Origin of the sequence: Pseudomonas sp. G(2018), assembly GCF_005502415.1 — a bacterium.
Classification (GTDB): domain Bacteria; phylum Pseudomonadota; class Gammaproteobacteria; order Pseudomonadales; family Pseudomonadaceae; genus Aquipseudomonas.
The window spans coordinates 147,450-168,266 of record NZ_SCOO01000008.1 but is presented as its reverse complement, the minus strand read 5'-3'; the positions used below and the strand labels follow the sequence as shown (position 1 = coordinate 168,266).

The window sequence follows — 20,817 nt, the reverse complement described above, 5'->3', positions numbered from 1 at the left end:
GTGGACTGCCTCGTTGTGCCGCAGCCCGATGCAACAAATAGAACACAATGAATTATTTTTTTGTATACAATAATTATCGAAAAGCGCCACATGCGACGAAAAGCCACAGTAGATTGGGCTTCCGACGAATGAAACGACCGCTTGAGAAAATGGATTGACCTGCGCCGTCCGCCGTGAATACACTCTGCGCAAAGCCACTTGTATACAATTACAAAACGTAAAGAGGCACAAAACCATGAGCAAAATGAGAGCAATCGAAGCCGCCGTTCTGGTGATGCGCCGTGAAGGGGTTGATACCGCTTTTGGCATCCCGGGTGCCGCCATCAACCCGCTGTACTCCGCCCTGCAAAAGGTCGGCGGCATCGATCACGTCCTCGCTCGCCACGTTGAAGGCGCGTCGCACATGGCCGAGGGCTACACCCGCGCCAAGGCCGGCAACATCGGCGTGTGCATCGGCACCTCCGGTCCTGCCGGTACCGACATGGTCACCGGGCTGTACAGCGCCTCGGCCGACTCGATTCCGATCCTTTGCATTACCGGCCAGGCACCCCGCGCCCGTATGCACAAGGAAGACTTCCAGGCTGTCGACATCACCAGCATCGTCAAGCCGGTGACCAAGTGGGCAACCACCGTCCTGGAACCGGGCCAGGTGCCTTACGCGTTCCAGAAGGCGTTCTATGAAATGCGCTCCGGCCGCCCAGGCCCAGTGCTGATCGACCTGCCGTTCGACGTGCAGATGGCGGAAATCGAATTCGACATCGACGCCTACCAGCCGCTGCCACTGGCCAAACCGAGCGCGACCCGCATTCAGGTAGAAAAAGCCCTGGCGCTGCTGGATCAGGCCGAACGTCCGTTGCTGGTGGCCGGTGGCGGCATCATCAATGCCGATGCCAGCGACCTGTTGGTGGAATTCGCCGAGCTGACCGGGATTCCGGTCATCCCGACCCTGATGGGCTGGGGCACCATCCCCGACGATCACCCGCTGATGGTCGGCATGGTCGGCCTGCAGACTTCGCACCGCTACGGCAACGCCACCCTGCTCAAGTCTGACGTGGTGCTGGGCATCGGTAACCGCTGGGCCAACCGTCACACCGGTTCGGTCGATGTGTACACCGAAGGCCGCAAATTCATTCACGTCGACATCGAAGGCACCCAGATTGGCCGCGTGTTCACCCCGGACCTGGGCATTGTGTCCGACGCCGCTGCTGCGCTGACCGTGTTCATCGAAGTCGCTCGCGAATGGCAAGCCGCCGGCAAACTGAAAAACCGCAGCGCCTGGCTGCAAGACTGCCAGCAACGCAAATCCAGCCTGCAGCGCAAGACTCACTTCGACAACGTGCCGGTCAAGCCGCAGCGGGTTTACGAAGAGATGAACCAGGTGTTCGGCAAAGACACTTGCTACGTCAGCACCATCGGTCTGTCGCAGATTGCCGGCGCGCAGTTCCTGCACGTCTACAAGCCGCGTCACTGGATCAACTGCGGTCAGGCAGGTCCGTTGGGCTGGACCATTCCGGCGGCGCTGGGCGTGGTCAAGGCTGATCCGACGCGTAAAGTCGTGGCGCTGTCTGGCGACTATGACTTCCAGTTCATGATCGAAGAATTGGCGGTGGGCGCGCAGTTCAAGCTGCCGTACATTCATGTTGTAGTGAACAACTCGTACCTGGGTCTGATCCGTCAGGCACAGCGCGGCTTCGAGATGGACTACTGCGTGCAGCTGTCCTTCGATAACCTGAACGCACCGGAACTCAACGGTTATGGCGTCGATCACGTCGCGGTTGCCGAAGGCCTGGGCTGCAAGGCACTGCGTGTGTTCGAGCCGGCTGACATCGCGCCTGCCCTGCGCAAGGCCGAAGAGATGATCGAGGAGTTCAAGGTTCCGGTGATCGTCGAGATTATCCTGGAGCGCGTGACCAACATTTCCATGGGCACCGAGATCAACGCCGTCAACGAATTCGAAGACCTGGCGTTGGTAGGCAACGACGCACCGACCGCGATTTCGTTGCTCGATTAACAGCTGATCGCTTCCCCTGTGTGGGAGCGGGCTTGCTCGCGAAGGCGGCTTCGCATTCAACACAAATGTTGACTGACACACCGTTTTCGCGAGCAAGCCCGCTCCCACAGGGAAGCTCAATCATATTTGGGAGACCACCATGCCGCGTTTCGCAGCCAACCTGTCCATGCTGTTCACCGAACAGGATTTCCTCGCCCGTTTCGAAGCGGCCGCCAAGGCCGGCTTCACGGGTGTCGAATACCTGTTCCCGTACGACTTCAGCTCTGCCGAAATCAAGGCCAAGCTCGACGCCAACGGTCTGACCCAAGTGCTGTTCAACCTGCCTGCCGGTGACTGGGGCAAGGGCGAGCGCGGTATCGCCTGCCTGCCCGACCGCGTTGAAGAGTTCCGCGCCGGGGTCGACCTGGCCATCGCTTACGCGCAGGTGCTGGGCAATACCCAGGTCAACTGCCTGGCCGGCATCCGCCCACAAGGCGTCGACGAGGCCACCGTGGAAAAAACCTTCGTCGCCAACCTCAAGTACGCAGCCGACAAGCTGCAAGCGGCGGGCATCAAACTGGTGATGGAAGCGATCAACACCCGTGACATCCCGGGCTTCTACCTGAACAACACGGCGCAAGCCCTGTCGATTCGCGAACAGGTCGGCAGCGCCAATCTGTTCCTGCAATACGACATCTATCACATGCAAATCATGGAGGGCGACCTGGCCCGCACCCTGCAATCGCACCTGGGCGAGATCAACCACATCCAGTTGGCCGACAACCCGGGACGCAATGAACCGGGCACCGGTGAAATCAATTACCGCTTCCTGTTCGAACACCTGGACCGCATCGGGTATCAGGGTTGGGTCGGCTGTGAATACAAACCGCTGACCACTACTGAAGCGGGTCTGGGCTGGTTGAAAACCCATAACGCGATCTGAACGAACAACACAATCCCCTGTGGGAGCGGGCTTGCCCGCGATGGCGGCAGCACACAATACAAACATGTTGCCTGACACACCGCCATCGCTGGCAAGCCAGCTCCCACAATGAATCTGCTGCGTCTTTAAGACTGCATTGCAGCATCGTAATAAAACGAGGATTTTCTCATGGCTAAAATCGGATTTATCGGCACCGGCATCATGGGCCACCCAATGGCGGCGAACCTGCAGAAAGCCGGTCACAGCCTGTTCCTTTCGGCGCACCACGACGCCGCGCCCGCCGACCTGGTTGCCGCTGGCGCCGTTGCCCTGGCGAACCCGAAAGAAGTCGCGCAAGAAGCCGAATTCATCATCGTCATGGTCCCGGATACCCCGCAGGTCGATGACGTGCTGTTCCGCGCCGACGGCGTTGCCGCTGGTATCGGCAAAGGCAAAATCGTGATCGACATGAGCTCGATCTCGCCAACTGCCACCAAAGCCTTCGCTGCCAAAATCAACGAAAAAGGCGCGCAGTACCTCGACGCGCCAGTGTCCGGCGGTGAAGTCGGCGCCAAGGCCGCGACCCTGAGCATCATGGTCGGTGGCGACGCCGATGCCTTCGAACGCGCCCTGCCGCTGTTCCAGGCCATGGGCAAGAACATCACCCTGGTCGGTGGCAATGGCGACGGTCAGACCGCGAAAGTGGCCAACCAGATCATCGTTGCGCTGAACATCCAGGCGGTGGCTGAAGCCCTGTTGTTCGCCTCGAAAAACGGCGCCGATCCCGCCAAGGTGCGTGAAGCGCTGATGGGCGGTTTCGCTTCGTCGAAGATCCTCGAAGTACACGGCGAGCGCATGATCAAAGGCACCTTCGATCCGGGCTTCCGCATCAGCCTGCACCAGAAGGACCTGAACCTGGCCCTGCAAGGCGCCAAGGAACTGAACATCAACCTGCCGAACACCGCCAACGCCCAGCAAGTGTTCAGCACCTGCGCGGCCATCGGTGGCAGCAACTGGGATCACTCGGCGCTGATCAAAGGCCTGGAACACATGGCGAACTTCTCGATTCGCGACAAGAAGTAAGCCCTGCCTGGCTCGCTCTCTGTGGGAGCGGGCTTGCCCGCGATGGCATCGACGCGGTCTGCCTGAACGACCGCAGTGCCTGAATCGCTGGCAAGCCAGCTCCCACAGGATTGAGTTGTCTTCCCTTCAAATAACAAGAATTCCGGGAGCCCGCCATGTCGGTCGATCCGCAACAATTCCTGCGCGAGCTGTTCGCCACAGCCATCGACGCGGCCCATCCTCAACAAATCCTCGAAGCCCACCTGCCTGCCGATCGCAGCGGTCGGGTGATCGTCATCGGTGCCGGTAAAGCCGCGGCCGCCATGGCCCAGGTGGTCGAGCGTTGCTGGCAGGGAGAAGTGTCCGGTCTGGTGGTGACGCGCTACGGTCACGGCGCGCCGTGCGAAAAAATCGAAGTGGTCGAAGCTGCGCATCCGGTCCCGGACGCCGCGGGACAAGCCGTCGCCAAACGGGTATTCGAACTGGTCAGCGACCTGAGCGAAAAAGACCGCGTGATCTTCCTGCTGTCCGGTGGCGGTTCGGCGCTGCTCGCTCTTCCAGCCGCAGGCATCACCCTGGCCGACAAGCAGTCGATCAACAAAGCCCTGCTCAAATCCGGCGCCTCCATCGGCGAGATGAACTGCGTGCGCAAGCACCTCTCGGCGATCAAGGGCGGGCGTCTGGGCAAGGCCTGCTGGCCGGCAACCGTGTACACCTATGCGATTTCCGATGTACCGGGCGACCTCGCCACGGTCATCGCTTCCGGCCCCACCGTGGCCGACCCAAGTACCTCGGCCGAAGCCCTGGCGATCCTCAAGCGCTACGACATTGAAGTACCAGCCTCGGTGCGTACCTGGTTGCAAAGTCCGGAATCGGAAACCGTCAAACCCGGCGACCCGAGCCTGGCCCGCAGTCACTTCCAGTTGATCGCCCGTCCGCAGCAATCGCTGGAAGCGGCGGCGGTGAAATGCCGCCAGGCCGGGTTCAGCCCGCTGATCCTCGGCGACCTGGAAGGCGAATCCCGCGAAGTGGCGAAAGTCCACGCCGGCATCGCCCGTCAGGTGGTGCAGCACGGTCAACCGTTGGCGGCACCCTGCGTGATTCTCTCCGGCGGCGAAACCACCGTCACCGTGCGCGGTAATGGCCGGGGCGGACGCAACGCCGAGTTCCTGCTGAGCCTGACCGACAGCCTCAAGGGCTTGCCGGGCGTCTACGCCCTGGCCGGCGACACCGACGGCATCGACGGCTCCGAAGATAATGCCGGCGCAATCATGACACCGGACAGCTACGCCCGCGCCGCCGCACTGGGTTTGAGCGCCAGCGACGAGTTGGACAACAACAACGGCTACGGCTACTTCGAGGCGCTGGATGCACTGATCGTCACCGAACCGACCCGCACCAACGTCAATGACTTCCGTGCCATCCTGATTCTCGAGAGCCCTAAACATGACGCCTGATAAGAAGGTCAAAATCCTCGCCACCCTGGGGCCTGCCATCGGCGGGATCGACGACATCCGTGAACTGGTGCAGGCCGGGGTCAACATCTTTCGCCTGAATTTCAGCCACGGTGATCACGCCGATCACGCCCAGCGCTATCAGTGGATTCGCGAAGTCGAGCGCCAGTTGAATTATCCGCTGGGCATTTTGATGGACCTGCAAGGCCCGAAACTGCGGGTCGGCAAGTTCGCCGAGGGCAAGGTGCAACTGGTGCGCGGTCAGGCCCTGCGCCTGGACCTCGATACCACGCCGGGCGATGAACGCCGGGTCAACCTGCCACACCCGGAAATCATCGCCGCGCTGGAGCCGGGCATGGACTTGCTGCTCGATGACGGCAAGCTGCGCCTGCGGGTGGTCACCAAGTACGCCGACGCCATCGACACTACGGTACTCAACGGCGGCGAACTGTCGGATCGCAAAGGCGTAAACGTGCCGCAAGCAGTACTCGACCTGAGCCCGCTGACCGCCAAGGATCGCCGTGACTTGAGCTTCGGCCTGGAACTGGGTGTGGACTGGGTGGCACTGTCGTTCGTGCAGCGTCCGGATGACATTCGCGAAGCCCGCGCGCTGATCGGCGACAAAGCGTTTTTGATGGCCAAGATCGAGAAGCCCTCGGCGGTGACCCAGCTGCGGGCAATCGCCGAGCTGAGCGACGCAATCATGGTCGCTCGCGGCGATCTGGGCGTGGAAGTGCCGGCCGAAAGCGTGCCGCAGATCCAGAAGAACATCATCAGTACCTGCCGCCAGCTCGGCAAACCGGTAGTGGTGGCGACGCAGATGCTCGAATCGATGCGTTTCTCCCCTGCACCGACCCGCGCCGAAGTCACCGATGTCGCCAACGCCGTGGCCGAAGGCGCCGACGCGGTGATGCTATCGGCGGAAACCGCGTCCGGCGAGTACCCGCTGGAAGCCGTGCAGATGATGAGCAAGATCATCCGCCAGGTGGAAAACGGTCCGGACTATCAAGCCCAGCTCGACGTCAGCCGACCGAAAGCCGAAGCCACGGTTTCCGATGCGATCAGCTGCGCGATCCGCCGTATCAGCAACGTGCTTCCGGTGGCGGTGCTGGTGAATTACAGCGAATCGGGCACGTCGAGTTTGCGGGCGGCGCGGGAACGGCCAACCGTACCGATCCTCAACCTGACGCCGAACCTGCAGACCGCGCGCCGCTTGACCGTGGCGTGGGGGGTGCATTCGGTGGTCAATGATCGTCTGCGCCAGGTGGATGAAGTGTGTTCCACGGCGCTGGAAATCGCCCAGGCCCAAGGCATGGCGCAGCGCGGCGACACGTTATTGATCACGGCGGGAGTGCCGTTTGGGCAGCCGGGGTCGACTAACTCTCTGCGTATCGAGACGTTGATCTAGAGCGCCCACCGGCCTCATCGCCAGCAGGCTGGCTCCCACATTGGTTTTGTGTCGATCACGGAATCAAGACTGAACAGAGATTCAGTGTGGGAGCCAGCCTGCTGGCGATGCAGGTGACTCGGTTTCATTGACCTTTCAGAACTGCCATGCCTGCCAACCACTTCAACACCCACTGCCCCGACTGGGCCGAGGCTTTGCTCAACGGCTTCAGTCAAATATTCCTTCAGCGCCATCCGCTCTGCGGCTTGCTGTGCCTTTGCGCCATCCTGTTCACTGCGCCCGCGCTGCTTGGCGGTGCGTTGCTAGGGGGCGTCGCCGGATTGCTCACGGCGCAACGACGCAACTATGCAAAGGCCGATCGCCAGGCGGGATTGTTCAGCTACAACGGCGTATTGATTGGCCTGTTACTGAGCCTGTATTTCCCGTGGTCGGCGATGATGCCGCCACTGATTCTGGCTGCCGGCGGCTTGAGTGCGATGATCACTCAACAGTGGCTCAAGCGTACCCGCGTCAACCAGTACGTACCCGCCTACACCGCGCCGTTCGTGGGCCTGAGCTGGTTGCTACTGTGTTTCGCCACACCCTCGGTACCGACACCCCTGATCGAACTGAACACACCGAACCTGTTTGCCGCTTTGCTAAAAGGTATTGGCCAAGTGATGTTCCTCGACCATCCGCTGGCCGGGGCGATGATTGCCGCCGGTTTGCTGATCGCCGATCGTCGAGCGTTCTGTTGGGCGCTGATGGCCTCGTTCCTCGGCCTCGGCTCCAGTCTGCTGCACCATGAGACCGGCACCGCCCTGCTCGGCCTGGGCGGCTACAACGCCGTGCTGGCCGCCCTCGCCTTCAGCGCGCAACGCCAGCAACCCTGGCTGCCACTGCTGGGCATCGTATTGGCGCTGTTGCTGACGCCAATCTTTGCCGCCGCTGGACTGGCCACGCTCACCGCACCCTTTATTCTCGCCTGCTGGCTGATCCGCGCCGGTATTCAGATGCTGGGCAAAACCACTGTCGACAGCGCGTCTTGCGCTCACGGGGACAATCAACCTAGGCTGCGCTGATCATTGAGTCAGGCGTTATCCATGGACAGCAGCAAAGACTGGCGTGAACAGCTTTACGTCATGATTTTCCAGAGCGACACCAAGGCCGGCCGGCGCTTCGACGGTATTTTGCTGTTGATCATCCTCGCCAGCCTGGTGATCGTGATGCTCGACAGCATCGACACCATCCACCAGAACTACGCCGATGTTCTGGCCTACATCGAGTGGGGCTTCACGGTTATCTTCCTCGGCGAGTACATCCTGCGCCTGTATTGCTCGCCCAAGCCGCTGCGTTATGCCTTCAGTTTTTATGGCCTGGTGGATTTGCTGGCCATCGTGCCCGGCATCCTTGCGCTGTATTACGCCGATGCGCAGTACCTGCTGATTATCCGGATCATCCGGATGCTGCGGATTTTCCGCGTGCTCAAGCTCAGCCCGTACCTCAAGCAAGCCAACTACCTGATGTCGGCGTTGCGCGGCAGCAAGCAGAAGATTGTGGTGTTTCTGGTCAGCGTCTGCACCCTGGTGACGGTGTTCGGCACGCTGATGTATGTGATCGAAGGCCCGGAACATGGTTTCACCAGCATTCCCAAAGGCATCTATTGGGCGATCGTGACCCTGACCACCGTGGGCTTTGGCGACATCGTGCCGAAGACCCCGCTGGGCCAGGTGATTTCGTCGCTGGTGATGATCACCGGTTATTCGATCATCGCCGTGCCCACCGGGATTTTCACCGCCGAACTGGCCAACGCCATGCGCGGCGAACAGCTGCAACACGACTGCCCGGTGTGTCGGAAAAACAACCATGAACATGGCGCCGCGTTTTGTTCTCGTTGCGGCAATGCATTGTTTAAAAAACTGGAATAAGCAAAGAGCTTTTTAATCTTTAAAGGCCTATGCGAGCCCGGCTATAGTCGCTGGCAAATTGCTTCAATCTTTAAATAAAAATGTACTCGAACAAGGAATGCGCAGTGAAAAAACTCTTTGGCGCCTCACTTCTGGCCGCTGGCCTGGCCCTGACCAGCGTGGCTCAGGCCGCACCGACCCTGCTCAACGTGTCCTACGACGTGATGCGCGATTTCTACAAGGACTACAACACTGCGTTCCAGAAACACTGGCAAGTCCAGCACAACGAAAACATCACCTTGCAGATGTCCTTTGGCGGTTCCAGCAAACAAGCGCGTTCGGTCATCGACGGCTTGCCGGCTGATGTCATCACCATGAACATGGCCACTGACATCAATGCCCTGGCGGACAACGGCAAACTGGTCCCGGACAACTGGGTCACGCGCCTGCCGAACAACAGTGCGCCATTCACCTCGGCCACCGTGTTCATCGTGCGCAAGGGCAACCCGAAAGCCTTGAAAGATTGGCCAGACCTGCTCAAGGACGGCGTACAAGTCATCGTGCCGAACCCGAAAACCTCGGGTAACGGTCGCTATACCTATCTGTCGGCCTGGGGCTACGTGCTGAAGAATGGCGGCGACGAGAACAAGGCTAAAGACTTCGTCGGCAAGCTGTTCAAGCAAGCACCGGTGCTCGATACCGGTGGCCGTGCCGCTACCACCACCTTCATGACCAACCAGATCGGCGACGTGCTGGTGACCTTCGAAAACGAAGCGGAAATGATTGCCCGCGAGTTCGGTCGCGACCAGTTCGAAGTGATTTACCCAAGCGTCTCCGCCGAAGCCGAGCCACCGGTGTCGGTAGTCGACAAATCGGTCGACAAGAAAGGCACCCGCGCCGCCGCCGAGGAATACCTGAAGTACCTGTGGTCGCCGGAAGGCCAGGAAATCGCTGCCGCCAACTACCTGCGCCCGCGTGATCCGGCAGTGCTGGCCAAGTACACCGACCGCTTCCCGAAAGTGGACTTCCTGTCGGTGGAGAAGACCTTCGGTGACTGGCGCACCGTGCAGAAAACCCACTTCAACGATGGCGGGATTTTCGATCAGATCTATACCCAGTAAACACTGAACATGAAAAAGGCGACCTGAAGAGGTCGCCTTTTTTGTCGGTTAAGCACCGAACTACTGTGGGTGTTTCAGCTCAGATTCCCGCAGAAAATCGCCTGGTGACCATCGGCCGGGCTTTCACGCACCACCAACGCATAGCCCCCCGCTCGAAGAGTCTCGACCGGCACGGGTGCGCTTTTCCAGAAGTATTGCATGGACGCTTGCGAATAGAACCGCGCATTCGGGCCGTCATTCATGTCGTAGGCGGGTTTGGCACCCAGACTTCCACAGCTTCCCGGGTAGATGTAGGCCTGCAAACGACCTGGTAATGCGCTGCCCATGGATTCTCCACTGACAGCAAACCAGAACACGGTTGTTTGCCCGTCGGGCATCATGATTGGCCGGGCGATATTCCCGGCATTGATGGAAGTAGCATTCAGGGGAACGTTGGTGACCTGGCGATCAGGCACTGTCGAACATCCGGAGATCGTCCCAACCGCTACCACCAACGCCAGCGAAGATACGATTTTCATCGTGATACTCCCGCTTTGTAAGGACGCGTTGAAGTGATCCCCCTGTAGATTTTAGCTATCGCGCAAAAGCTGGCATTTCTTCGGATGGTCGGTCGCTTGTGATGTGCGAGAAAATAAGCACGCTATCGAACAAGATGTAAGTGAATGTATCATCAGCCCCTGATATTTTGATTCGACGGTCATCGGCGAACGGCACGCTCGCTCGTCACTCATTCCGCAATGGAATGACTGCTATCACTCCAATCTCTCTTCCGCCGTTTTGATCAGGCCATTAGCCTGCGCGCATTCCCTTCTGTTCAGCGAGATACGTTATGAATCCAGCGACTCAGGTGCCCCACGGCACCGCCACAATGACCCGAGGCATGGTGCTGCTGTTCGCCTTCTGTTGCGGCGCGATCGTGGCCAACATCTACTACGCGCAGCCCATCATCGGCCTGATCGCGCCGGACGTCGGCCTGACCAGCACCCTGGCCAGCTTCATCGTTTCGCTGACCCAGATCGGTTATGCGCTTGGCCTGTTCTTTCTGGTGCCGTTGGGGGATTTGCTGGAGAACCGCCGCTTGATGATCATCACCACGGTGGTGGCGATTGCCAGTCTGTTGGGCGCTGCATTCACTGATCAGCCGAATGTGTTTTTGTTGATTTCGCTGCTGGTGGGCTTCAGTTCGGTGTCGGTACAGATCCTTATTCCGCTGGCCGCACACCTCGCGCCGGAAGAGTCTCGCGGTCGCGTGGTCGGCGGGATCATGGGCGGTTTGCTGCTGGGGATTCTGTTGGCGAGACCGGTGTCCAGCGTGGTCGCTGACCACCTCGGCTGGCGGGCGATGTTTGTGATCGCGGCGCTGCTGATGGCGGCGATCAGTATCGTGCTGGCCGTGACCATTCCCAAGCGCCAACCTGATCACAGTGCGTCGTATGGCCAGTTGCTCGGCTCGCTCTGGACACTGTTGCGCCAGCAACCGGTTCTGCGCCAGCGCGCGTTTTACCAAGGCTGCATGTTCGCCACGTTCAGCCTGTTCTGGACCGCGGTGCCGCTGGAGCTGGCGCGCAATCATGGCTTGTCGCAATCGCAGATCGCGATTTTCGCCCTGGTCGGTGCCATTGGTGCCATCGCTGCGCCCATCGCCGGTCGACTCGCAGACGCCGGCCACACCCGCATCGCGTCCTTGCTGGCGCTGCTGTTCGCCAGCCTGAGCTTCCTGCCGGCGTTCATCCATCCGGTCTACAGCGTTATCGGCCTGGCCGTGACCGGGGTGGTACTCGACTTCTGTGTGCAGATGAACATGGTCCTCGGCCAACGCGCGGTCTACGCCCTCGACGCCAAAAGCCGCAGCCGCCTGAATGCGCTGTACATGACCAGCATCTTCATCGGTGGGGCATTCGGTTCTTCGGTGGCCAGTGCCGTGTATGAGCATGGCGGCTGGTTGTGGATCGTCGTGGTGGGCAGTGCGTTTCCATTGGTGGCGTTGGTGCGGTTCTTGAGTGTTTCAGAGAAGCGTTCTTTGGCGACGGCATAAAACGCTAAAAGCTTTCGTCGGATCGCCGCCCGGAGCTGGCTCCGGGCGGCGATCCAACGAGGGCGATTCGACTGACACAACTCAATACCGAACCAGCTTCTCCATCGCCGCATCCGCCAGAAACGACGAACGGCTTTTGACGTTGTGTTCACGCACATAGCGGTCAATTCGCTGGATCACATAGCCCGGCAGAGTCACGTTGACCTTTTCGGTCTTGCCCAGATACGGCGAGATATCCAGCTCCAGCATCCCCCACCCCATATCGGCAAACTCCGGATTGCCACGGTGCTCGGCTGCGGAAGTCGGCATCGGAATCGTCCCCCCGTCCGCCGCGATCTCCTGAAGCAGGATGTGGGCAATCTCGACCGCTGCGTTGTAGGCATCTTCAAAGCTATCCCCGGCGGTTACCGCGCCTGGAATATCGGGGATCTGGATACCGATGGCGGTGTTCTCATCGCCCCACTCGATACAGATTGGATATTGCATTATGGATCTCCTGCGTAACTGGCCAGCGGGCAAAAAAGCCCGGCTCGCCTCCTGATGCTCTTGACCGTCCCGACCGGCAAATCCTTTTTCGGATGGGGAACGGGAATCGTGTATGGGTTGTAACGGTGGGTGAAGATGTGATGACTTCCGGTGATCCGATCCAATGTCCAACCTGCCTCCATCAACTCCTTGATCAGTAGCCTGCTCTGCACCATCCGCCTCCTTGCTCCGGCATGATTAAAAGTAACTCCAGAGTTATCTTTACTCAAGCACAAAAACCTGCAACTCGACGTTCGGTTGTTTTACGGGGTGTGATTGAAGAGTTGTCGTGGTTCGAGGTTCACCTGACAGCATCAATCCATTGTGGGAGCGAGCCTGCTCGCGATAGGGTCACTACATTCAACATCATCATCGAGATATAGACCGCATTCGTCGGAACGCCGCCCGGACCCGGCTCGCTCCCACAAAAGCGGTCCGATAACGTTCACAACTGCATAAGGACCTTGGATGGATCGCCTCGCCGCAATGGAAACTTTCGTCTACGTGGTAGAAACCGGCTCGTTTTCCGCCGCCGCACGGCGCCTGAATATCGGTCAGCCCGCGGTATCGAAAACCATCGCACAGATTGAATCGCGTCTGGCGGTGCGGTTGTTGTTGCGCTCAACCCGTGGCCTGACACCCACCGAAGCAGGCCTGGCCTTTTTCGAACGGGCCAAGCGCGCCATCGAAGAAGCCGACGAGGCGGACAACGCCGCTCGCGGTGCGGCCAGTGGGCTGACCGGCAACCTGCGTATCTGCACCGCCGTGACCTTCGGCCGGCTGCACATCGTCCCGCACCTGGGGCCGTTTCTCGAACAGAACCCGGAACTGAACATCGACCTGATGCTCGATGATCGCAACGTCAACCTGGTGGAAGAAGGCGTTGATGTTGCCCTGCGCATGGGCGCCTTGAGCGACTCGAGCCTCACCGCCCGCAAGATCGCCGAATGCCGGCGCGTGGTGCTGGGTACGCCGACCTATTTCGAAAAATACGGTGAGCCCACCTGCCCCGCTGACCTGAGCAAGCACCAGGCGGTCGTCTACACCCTGAGTGGCGGTGCCAACTGGTCGCTCAAGAGGGCTGACGTAGAACAATCCGTCGTCATTAGCGGCCGTATCCGAGTCAACGCCGCCGAGGGTCTGCGGGCTGCGGTACTGGCCCATCAGGGGCTGACCATGGCCTCGGAATGGATGTTTGCACCGGAGCTGGCCGACGGTTCGGTCAGGGAGGTGATGACCGACTGGACGTTGCCGAATCAGGACCTCTGGGCGGTTTTTCCTACGGGCAGGATGGTCAGCGCCAAGGCTCGGGCGTTTGTGGAATATGTGCAGGGGTTGCTCATCAAGAAAGCCTGAACGCGGCCCACAACTGTAGGAGCGATGCTTGCTCGCGAAGAAGGTCTGGACAACGCGATCATCCAGACAGGACGCGTAATCATTGACGTCCATCGCGAGCAAGCTCAGCTCCTACAGCACACCCCCATCAAACCCCACACCGACATTGCCCGGCAGCTCACCGCGATGCTCAATCAACCACGCATCCAACGTATGCCCGACATGGGTCAACACCGCCGTCTCCGGTTGCAATTCTTCAATGATCTGCAAGGCCAGATTCAGGTCGTTGTGATTGCGCGGTGCCTGCGGTTGCGGTGGCATTGAGCAGTCGAGCACCAGCACGTCCAGCGGCTGACGTTGCAGCCAGGCCGTGGTGGCCGGTGGCAGGCCTACGGTGTCGGTCAGGTAGGCGATGCGACGTCCTTCGCCTTCGAGCAGATAACCGAGCGTTGGTTTGGAGTGCAACAATGGCAGCGCGGTAACGTTGAGCGCACCGAAGGATCGGGTTTCAAAAGCTTCGAACGGCTGACTGAAATCGAGAATGCCCGGATGCTTGTAGAGATCCGCCAGGCCTTCCGGATCGACCGGACCGTGCACCGGAATCACCAGGCCCTGGCCCCAACGCAGATGCAGCAGCCCTTGGGCATGATCGGCGTGGTAATGGGTCTGGAGGACACCGTTGAAACTGCGTGGCGGGAAGCGTTCGGTCAAGTCCGGCAGGCCGCTGTCGATCAGCCAACGCTGATCGCCGCATTCGATCAGCGCACAGCAGGGCCGTCGGCGCCAGCGTTCATCGACGCGCGCGCGCACGCAGGCCTGACATTGGCAACCATAGACCGGCACCTGTCGGGCATCGCCGGTGCCCAGCAGGGTCAGGCGCATGCGGCAGGCTCATCGACGCAGGCGAGCAGGTGTTCGACAGTGCGCTCCAGCGGTCCGGAATTGTCGAGTACATGCACCTTCGGGTCATCGGCCAACAGACGCTCATTGAACCGGGCATTGCGCGCCAGCCGCTGATCGATCTCGGCCAAGGACTCACGCCCGCGCGCCAGCAGGCGCTGGCGCAATACTGCCTGATCCACGGTCAGCAGAACCGCCAACACATCCGGATAGCGCTCACGGGTTTGCGGCAGATGCCCGCGTGAACCGTTGACCAGCACGTCGTCCCCCGCCGCCAGCCAATCATCGATTTCCCGCGGGATGCCATAGGCCAGGCCATTGGCCTGCCAGCTCAGGGCAAATGCGCCTTGGGCCTGCATCTCGGCAAACTGTTGCATGCTGACGCCCAACGCCGCCTCGCCCACGGCTTCCGCCGAACGGGTGATGACTCGCCGCACGATACGGCAGCCGCGTTCGGCCAACCGCGCTCGCGCGGCATCCAGCAGGCTGTCCTTGCCCGAACCTGAAGGCCCGATGAGATAGATCAACCTGCCTGGCATCAAAACACCCTCTTCGCTTGTCGCCATACTTGCTGGACCACCGGCAAACCGTCCTGTCTGCGTGCCTGTACCAGATCGGCGCGCAGGCCCGGGGCAATTTCGCCGCGATCGCTCAACCCCGCGGCGCGGGCCGGGGCCAGGCTGACCATGCGCATGGCTCCGGCCAGATCGATCCGCTCGCTCTGCGCCGCCAGTGCAAACGCCGCTTGCAACAAGCTCGCGGGATAGTAGTCGCTGGACAGAATATCCAGCAGCCCTTCGGCCGCAAGGTCAGCGGCGGCCACGTTACCCGAGTGCGATCCCCCACGCACGATGTTCGGTGCGCCCATCAACACTTTCATGTTTTGCTGCCGGCAACCACGCGCCGCTTCGACGGTGGTCGGGAACTCGGCGATGGTCATCCCGTAGCGTGCCGACTCCTCGACGTGGGCCAGGGTTGCGTCGTCATGGCTGGCCACCGACAGGCCGCGGGCCAGGCAATGCTCGACAATCGCCGCGCGATAACGGTCGCTGTACTCGCGGGAGTTGGCCATTTGCAGGGTGATGAATTCGTCCATTTGCGTCGTCGTCAGGTGGTACTTGCCCATGTAGTACTCACGGTACTTGGACTCCAGCACGAATTGGCGCTGACCCGGCGAATGGTCCATCACCGACACCAGTTGCACCAGCGGATGCTCCACCAGATCGCGGAACACGCTCAGGGTGTCGGGGTGGCACAGCTCGCAGCGCAGGTGCAGGCGATGCTCGGCACGGGTCAGCCCGGCGTCGGACGCGCTGGAGATCGCTTCCAGCATTGCCGGCAGTTTCTGCATGCGGTTGCCCTTGGGATTCACGTCACCGATGGACACCGCGTCGAACACGGTGGTGATGCCGGCCGCGATGATCTGCGCATCGTGGCTGAGTACCGCCGGGCGCGACGGCCAGTCCACGCCGGGGCGCGGGGTCATGTGTTTTTCCAGGTTGTCGGTGTGCAGTTCCACCAGTCCGGGCAGCAGATAATCGCCGTTGAGGTCCTGGGCCTGGGACAAGCGGCTCGGGCCTTCGGCCACGTCGGCGATCAAGCCGTCGCGCAATAGCACAGTGCCATAGAACACGCGGTCAGCGCTGACCAGTTGGGCATTGCTGAGGATCTGCTCAACGGGCATCGGCGTATTCCTTGTCGTTCACAGCGACGGGCGTCATGTCGAGATGGCGATCGGCAACCGCTTCGCGGGCGACGCGGTCGTGGAAGATGCCGATCAGCGCGGCACCGGCTTGCTTGGCTTCGTTCATCAGTTCCAGCACCACCTGGCGATTGCTGTCATCCAGGGAAGCCGTGGGTTCATCGAGCAACATCACCGGCCACGCCACCATGAAACCGCGAGCGATATTGACCCGTTGCTGCTCGCCACCGGAGAAGGTACCGGGCGCCAGTTGCCACAGGCGTTGCGGAATGTTCAGTCGCCTGAGCAGCAACTCGGCTCGAGATTGTGCGAGGGACTTTGACCAGCCACGGGCAAGCGCCGGCTCCATCACCACGTCCAGGCAGGCGACTCGCGGAATCACCCGCAGGAACTGGCTGACATAACCCAAGGTCCGCTGACGCACCTGGAGAATGTCCCGAGGCTCGGCACCCACCAGTTCCAGCCACTGACTGTCGTGCTGCACGCGGACGCTGCCGCCCGCCGGCAGGTAGTTGCCATACAGGGTGCGCAGCAAGGTGCTTTTACCGGCGCCGGACTGGCCGTGCAGCACCAGACATTCGCCGCCCGCCACATTGAAATCCACCCCGCGCAGCACATTGAGGACCACGCCGTTCTGCTGATGCAGGGTGAAAGTTTTCGAGAGGTCACGGACCTCGATCAAGGTATTCATCATGGCTGCAACACCGAAGACACCAACAGTTGAGAGTAAGGGTGCTGCGGGTCGTCGAGGATCTGATCGGTGAGCCCGGTTTCCACCACCCGCGAGCGGCGCATCACCATCAAGCGATCAGCCAGCAACCGTGCCACCGCCAGATCGTGAGTGACGATCACCACCGCCAGATCCAGTTCACGTACCAGACCGCGCAGCAGGTCGAGCAACCGCGCCTGCACCGAGACGTCGAGGCCGCCAGTGGGTTCGTCCATGAACACCAGGCGCGGGCTCGACACCAGGTTGCGGGCGATCTGCAGGCGCTGTTGCATGCCACCGGAAAAGGTCCGGGGCAGGTCATCGATGCGCTGCGGATCGATTTCCACCTGACTTAGCCAGTCCAGTCCCGCCCCACGCAGTTGCTGATAGTTGCGCACGCCTTGGGCCATCAACCGTTCACCGATGTTGGCCCCGGCCGACACACCCATGCGCAAACCGTCCCGCGGGTTCTGCTCGACAAAGCCCCACTCGGTGCGCAGCAAGGTGCGGCGTTCGGCTTCACTGGCGCTGTACAGGTCGAGCCATTGACCCTGCTTGTCGCGATAACCGATAAGACCTTTTTGCGGCGGCAGCCTTCCACTGAGCAGTGAAAGCAAAGTCGATTTACCGGAACCGGACTCACCGACAATCCCCAGCACTTCACCGGGATACAGGTCGAAGCTGACGTCCTGACAGCCCTTTTCCGGGCCGTACAACAGCGACAGGTCACGCACTTGCAGCAAGGGCTCGGTGGACACGGACAGTTCGTTTTTCAGCGCCTGGTTCATTGGCCCTGCTCCTGCTGGCTGACGCGCTGGGCGCAGTAATAGGTGTCGGAACAGACGAAGCTCTGGGTGCCGGCGTCGTCGATGATCAGCTCGTCGAGGAACGACTCATGGCTGCCACAAATGGCGCAGCACTCGTCCCATTGCTGTGCTTCGAAGGGGTGATCCTCGAAGTCGAGACTGGTGACTCTGGTGTACGGCGGCACCGCGTACAGGCGCTTCTCGCGGCCAGCACCGAACAACATCAGCGCCGGACTCATGTCGAGTTTCGGGTTGTCGAATTTGGGAATTGGCGACGGGTCCATCACGTAGCGCTCGTCGACCATCACCGGGTAGGCGTAGGCGGTGGCGATGTGGCCGAAGGTGGCGATGTCCTCGTAGAGCTTGACGTGCATCACCCCGTAATCGTTGAGGGCGTGCATGGTCCGGGTCTCGGTTTCCGACGGTTCGATAAAGCGCAGCGGCTCAGGGATCGGCACCTGGTAGACCATGATCTGATCGGCGTGCAACGGCGTTTCCGGAATGCGGTGACGGGTCTGGATCACCGTCGCGTCCGGGGTAATTTCGGTGGTGGCGACGCCGGCGGTGCGAGCGAAGAAACGGCGGATCGACACAGCATTGGTGGTGTCATCAGCGCCCTGGTCGATGACCTTGAGCACGTCATCGTCGCCGAGAATCGCCGCGGTCAGTTGCATGCCACCGGTGCCCCAGCCATAAGGCAACGGCATCTCGCGGCCACCAAATGGCACCTGATAACCGGGAATCGCCACGGCCTTGAGCAAGGCGCGACGGATCATGCGTTTGGTCTGCTCATCGAGGTAGGCGAAGTTGTACGCCGCGTCGCGCACGGGTACCTGGCTCAAGTCATTCATGGGTGTTGCCCTCGGCAGGCTTGCGCAGTTTGCGGATCAGTTCCAGTTCGGCCTGGAAGTCCACGTAGTGAGGCAGTTTGAGGTGCGAGACGAAACCGGCGGCCTCGACGTTGTCGCAGTGCATCAGCACGAATTCTTCCTGCTGCGCCGGGGACTCGACCTCTTCGTTGAACTCCTTGGCGCGCAAGGCGCGGTCAACCAGCGCCATGCCCATGGCCTTGCGCTCGGCATGTCCGAAGGCCAGGCCATAGCCTCGGGTGAACTGCGCCAGTTCGGTGGCCGAACCGACGAACTGGTTGACCATCTCGCACTCGGTGACTTCGATGCTGCCCAGATTGATCGGGAAGCCCAGCTCTTCGGGGTCGATCCACACCTCGACTTCACCGATGCGGATTTCCCCGGCGAACGGGTGGTTGCGGCCATAGCCGCGCTGGGTCGAATAGCCCAGCGCCAGCAGAAACCCTTCATCGCCACGGGCCAGGGCCTGCAGGCGCTCGGCGCGGCTGGCGGGCAACTCCAGTGGATCGCGGGTGATGTCGGCGACGCTGTCGCCATTGTCGGACTCGTTCTTGATCAAGCCTTCCCTGGCCAGCAAACCCAGGACCCGGGGGCACGCTTCAAGGCTGGCGTCCGGGGTCGTTTGCGGCCCCGGATAATCGCCTTCAGCCAGCAGCGCGAAGTCGAGCAGGCGATGGGTGTAATCGAACGTCGGCCCCAGCAGCTGCCCGCCGGGCAGGTCCTTGAAGGTCGCGGAGATGCGGCGGCTGAGCTGCATGGTCGAGGTGTCGATCGGCAGGCTCGGGCTGAAGCGCGGCAGCGTGGTGCGGTAGGCGCGCAGCAGGAAAATCGCTTCAACCAAATCACCCGCCGCTTGCTTGATCGCCAGCGCAGCCAGCTCTTCGTCGTACAGCGAGCCTTCACTCATGACCCGCGCCACCGCCAGCGGCAGTTGCTGACGGATCTGCTCGACGCTCAATTCGGTGACCGAAGTATCGCCCCGGCGTTTTTTCGCCAGCAGACGGTGGGCATTGTCGATGGCCTGTTCGCCACCCTTGACGGCTACGTACATCAGACAGGCTCCTGTGCGATGCGGGTACTGCGCGGCAGGCCGATCAGTTCATGGCCGGCGAGGAAAAACACATCCAGCCCCCGGGGAAATTCATTGCGTCGTTCACGCTCGCGCCAGAAGCCAACGGCCACCGGCAACGCAACGCCGTGTTCGCTTTCGATCCCCGGCCCGCGCCAGCACAGCCCTGCCCCGCCATCGAGACTCGGCAACTGAACCAGCAAGGTGCAGGACTGATCGGGGTAGCGATCGTTGCCGTGGTCGAAGCCGCCCAGGTCTAGCAGGTCATCGGCGGCCAGCAAGGCAAAGCGTGCGTCTTCACGATTCGCGGTCAACGGGCAACCGCAGTGAAACGCCAGGTTGGCGCGGATCAGCGGCGTATCGACGGACGGCGCCAGCCACAGCGGTGTGTCGACATCCAGCAAGGCCAGGCACAGCGCGTAGGTCGCTGGCGCCAGGCCCTCGAGGCTCGGCGTGGCGTGCAGGGTCTGGATCAGACCGGGACCGGCCAGTGCCTTGAGTGCCGCGCGAAACCCGCGCTGGGCATCCAGCACCGGGTCGGCGAACGCCGGTTGCAACAGCTGTGCGCTCATAAGTTGTCTCCTCGCACGAGGGTGAAGAATTCGACTTTGGTGGCGGCGGTTTCCGCCTCTTTCTGCGCGCGGCGTTCGGCTTGGGCGTTGGCCAGTGGCGTAATCACTTGATCGAGCCATTTACGCTGCTGCGTGCCTTGCAAGTGCGCGTCGGCGAGCGCGGCCAGTTCGGCATGCACCTTGTCGCGGCCCGCCAGGTAGCTGTAGCCGGTACGGCCATCAGCCAGGCGCACCACGCAACGGGTCACGCTCATTTCGCCAACGTTGAACGGCGCGCCGTTGCCACCCATGCGGCCCCGGACCAGGGTCATGCCGATTTCCGGGGCGCGTATCAGCTGGTATTCGACATCGCGTAGTGCGGCTTCATGGGGCTGCAATTCGCTGCGACGGGCGCGGGCCAGCACGCCGATCCAGTGCTGCCGGGCGGAGTGAGAAGCAGGATTCATCGGTTG

22 protein-coding genes are annotated in these 20,817 nt (G+C 61.2%); 10 read left to right on the top strand and 12 right to left on the bottom strand.

Annotated elements, in window-relative coordinates; genetic code table 11:
- Nucleotides 1-235: 235 nt before the first annotated feature.
- The 8 genes from gcl to FFS64_RS11125 all read left to right on the top strand — a co-directional run bounded on the left by gcl (nt 236) and on the right by FFS64_RS11125 (nt 9,843).
- Nucleotides 236-2,011 (top strand): glyoxylate carboligase, encoded by a 1,776-nt coding sequence (gene gcl, locus FFS64_RS11165; protein ID WP_137805426.1) that lies wholly within the window; start codon nt 236-238, stop codon nt 2,009-2,011.
- Between the two features lie 139 nt (nt 2,012-2,150).
- A complete protein-coding gene (hyi, locus tag FFS64_RS11155) occupies nt 2,151-2,933 on the top strand; it encodes a hydroxypyruvate isomerase (protein ID WP_137805425.1) in 783 nt (260 codons plus the stop codon).
- A 168-nt stretch (nt 2,934-3,101) separates the two neighbouring features.
- Nucleotides 3,102-3,995, top strand: coding sequence for a 2-hydroxy-3-oxopropionate reductase (locus FFS64_RS11150; protein ID WP_095195668.1), 894 nt, complete (start codon nt 3,102-3,104; stop codon nt 3,993-3,995).
- 155 nt (nt 3,996-4,150) lie between these two features.
- A complete protein-coding gene (locus tag FFS64_RS11145; RefSeq protein WP_137805424.1) occupies nt 4,151-5,431 on the top strand; it encodes a glycerate kinase in 1,281 nt (426 codons plus the stop codon).
- Complete coding sequence (pyk, locus tag FFS64_RS11140; protein ID WP_137805423.1) at nt 5,421-6,836, top strand: pyruvate kinase; 1,416 nt, start codon at nt 5,421-5,423, stop codon at nt 6,834-6,836. Before FFS64_RS11145 ends, pyk begins: the two co-directional genes overlap by 11 nt.
- Before the next feature lie 146 nt (nt 6,837-6,982).
- Nucleotides 6,983-7,897: an urea transporter gene (locus tag FFS64_RS11135; RefSeq protein ID WP_137805422.1), complete on the top strand. Its 915-nt coding sequence runs from the start codon at nt 6,983-6,985 to the stop codon at nt 7,895-7,897.
- A gap of 21 nt (nt 7,898-7,918) precedes the next feature.
- Nucleotides 7,919-8,743: an ion transporter gene (locus FFS64_RS11130; protein ID WP_095195672.1), complete on the top strand. Its 825-nt coding sequence runs from the start codon at nt 7,919-7,921 to the stop codon at nt 8,741-8,743.
- Nucleotides 8,744-8,847: 104 nt separating this feature from the next.
- Nucleotides 8,848-9,843, top strand: a complete 996-nt coding sequence (locus FFS64_RS11125) for a sulfate ABC transporter substrate-binding protein (protein WP_137805421.1) — start codon at nt 8,848-8,850, stop codon at nt 9,841-9,843.
- Nucleotides 9,844-9,917: 74 nt separating this feature from the next.
- Here FFS64_RS11125 and FFS64_RS11120 read toward each other — a convergent pair whose 3' ends face one another.
- Complete coding sequence (locus tag FFS64_RS11120) at nt 9,918-10,361, bottom strand: hypothetical protein (RefSeq protein WP_137805420.1); 444 nt, start codon at nt 10,359-10,361, stop codon at nt 9,918-9,920.
- Nucleotides 10,362-10,672: 311 nt separating this feature from the next.
- On the opposite strand from FFS64_RS11120, the gene FFS64_RS11115 reads away from it, so the two are divergent.
- The gene (locus tag FFS64_RS11115) at nt 10,673-11,878 is read left to right on the top strand and encodes an MFS transporter (protein ID WP_137805419.1); all 1,206 of its coding nucleotides are present in this window, start codon (nt 10,673-10,675) and stop codon (nt 11,876-11,878) included.
- An 81-nt stretch (nt 11,879-11,959) separates the two neighbouring features.
- Here the strand turns inward: FFS64_RS11115 and FFS64_RS11110 are convergent, their stop codons facing one another.
- Both FFS64_RS11110 and FFS64_RS11105 read right to left on the bottom strand, forming a co-directional pair.
- Nucleotides 11,960-12,364 carry a type II toxin-antitoxin system HicB family antitoxin gene (locus FFS64_RS11110; RefSeq protein ID WP_137805418.1) on the bottom strand — a complete coding sequence of 135 codons (405 nt, stop codon included), beginning with the start codon at nt 12,362-12,364 and terminating at the stop codon, nt 11,960-11,962.
- Nucleotides 12,364-12,576 carry a type II toxin-antitoxin system HicA family toxin gene (locus FFS64_RS11105; RefSeq protein ID WP_137805485.1) on the bottom strand — a complete coding sequence of 71 codons (213 nt, stop codon included), beginning with the start codon at nt 12,574-12,576 and terminating at the stop codon, nt 12,364-12,366. Before FFS64_RS11105 ends, FFS64_RS11110 begins: the two co-directional genes overlap by 1 nt.
- A gap of 295 nt (nt 12,577-12,871) precedes the next feature.
- Here FFS64_RS11105 and FFS64_RS11100 point away from each other — a divergent pair, with 295 nt between their 5' ends.
- On the top strand, nt 12,872-13,759 hold the full coding sequence (locus tag FFS64_RS11100) for a LysR family transcriptional regulator (protein WP_137805417.1): 888 nt from the start codon (nt 12,872-12,874) through the stop codon (nt 13,757-13,759).
- A gap of 111 nt (nt 13,760-13,870) precedes the next feature.
- Here the strand turns inward: FFS64_RS11100 and phnP are convergent, their stop codons facing one another.
- The 9 genes from phnP to phnG are packed head-to-tail and all read right to left on the bottom strand — an operon-like array spanning nt 13,871 to nt 20,811.
- The gene (phnP, locus tag FFS64_RS11095; protein ID WP_137805416.1) at nt 13,871-14,620 is read right to left on the bottom strand and encodes a phosphonate metabolism protein PhnP; all 750 of its coding nucleotides are present in this window, start codon (nt 14,618-14,620) and stop codon (nt 13,871-13,873) included.
- Nucleotides 14,611-15,177, bottom strand: a complete 567-nt coding sequence (phnN, locus tag FFS64_RS11090; RefSeq protein WP_137805415.1) for a phosphonate metabolism protein/1,5-bisphosphokinase (PRPP-forming) PhnN — start codon at nt 15,175-15,177, stop codon at nt 14,611-14,613. Before phnN ends, phnP begins: the two co-directional genes overlap by 10 nt.
- Complete coding sequence (locus FFS64_RS11085) at nt 15,177-16,322, bottom strand: alpha-D-ribose 1-methylphosphonate 5-triphosphate diphosphatase (protein WP_137805414.1); 1,146 nt, start codon at nt 16,320-16,322, stop codon at nt 15,177-15,179. Before FFS64_RS11085 ends, phnN begins: the two co-directional genes overlap by 1 nt.
- Nucleotides 16,312-17,031 (bottom strand): phosphonate C-P lyase system protein PhnL, encoded by a 720-nt coding sequence (gene phnL, locus FFS64_RS11080; protein ID WP_137805484.1) that lies wholly within the window; start codon nt 17,029-17,031, stop codon nt 16,312-16,314. Before phnL ends, FFS64_RS11085 begins: the two co-directional genes overlap by 11 nt.
- A complete protein-coding gene (gene phnK / locus FFS64_RS11075) occupies nt 17,031-17,837 on the bottom strand; it encodes a phosphonate C-P lyase system protein PhnK (protein WP_095195682.1) in 807 nt (268 codons plus the stop codon). The genes phnL and phnK overlap by 1 nt, the downstream gene beginning before the upstream one ends.
- A complete protein-coding gene (locus tag FFS64_RS11070) occupies nt 17,834-18,706 on the bottom strand; it encodes an alpha-D-ribose 1-methylphosphonate 5-phosphate C-P-lyase PhnJ (protein ID WP_137805413.1) in 873 nt (290 codons plus the stop codon). The genes phnK and FFS64_RS11070 overlap by 4 nt, the downstream gene beginning before the upstream one ends.
- The gene (locus FFS64_RS11065) at nt 18,699-19,775 is read right to left on the bottom strand and encodes a carbon-phosphorus lyase complex subunit PhnI (RefSeq protein ID WP_137805412.1); all 1,077 of its coding nucleotides are present in this window, start codon (nt 19,773-19,775) and stop codon (nt 18,699-18,701) included. Before FFS64_RS11065 ends, FFS64_RS11070 begins: the two co-directional genes overlap by 8 nt.
- On the bottom strand, nt 19,775-20,365 hold the full coding sequence (phnH, locus tag FFS64_RS11060; protein ID WP_137805411.1) for a phosphonate C-P lyase system protein PhnH: 591 nt from the start codon (nt 20,363-20,365) through the stop codon (nt 19,775-19,777). The genes FFS64_RS11065 and phnH overlap by 1 nt, the downstream gene beginning before the upstream one ends.
- On the bottom strand, nt 20,362-20,811 hold the full coding sequence (phnG, locus tag FFS64_RS11055) for a phosphonate C-P lyase system protein PhnG (RefSeq protein WP_137805410.1): 450 nt from the start codon (nt 20,809-20,811) through the stop codon (nt 20,362-20,364). The genes phnH and phnG overlap by 4 nt, the downstream gene beginning before the upstream one ends.
- Nucleotides 20,812-20,817 lie beyond the last annotated feature (6 nt).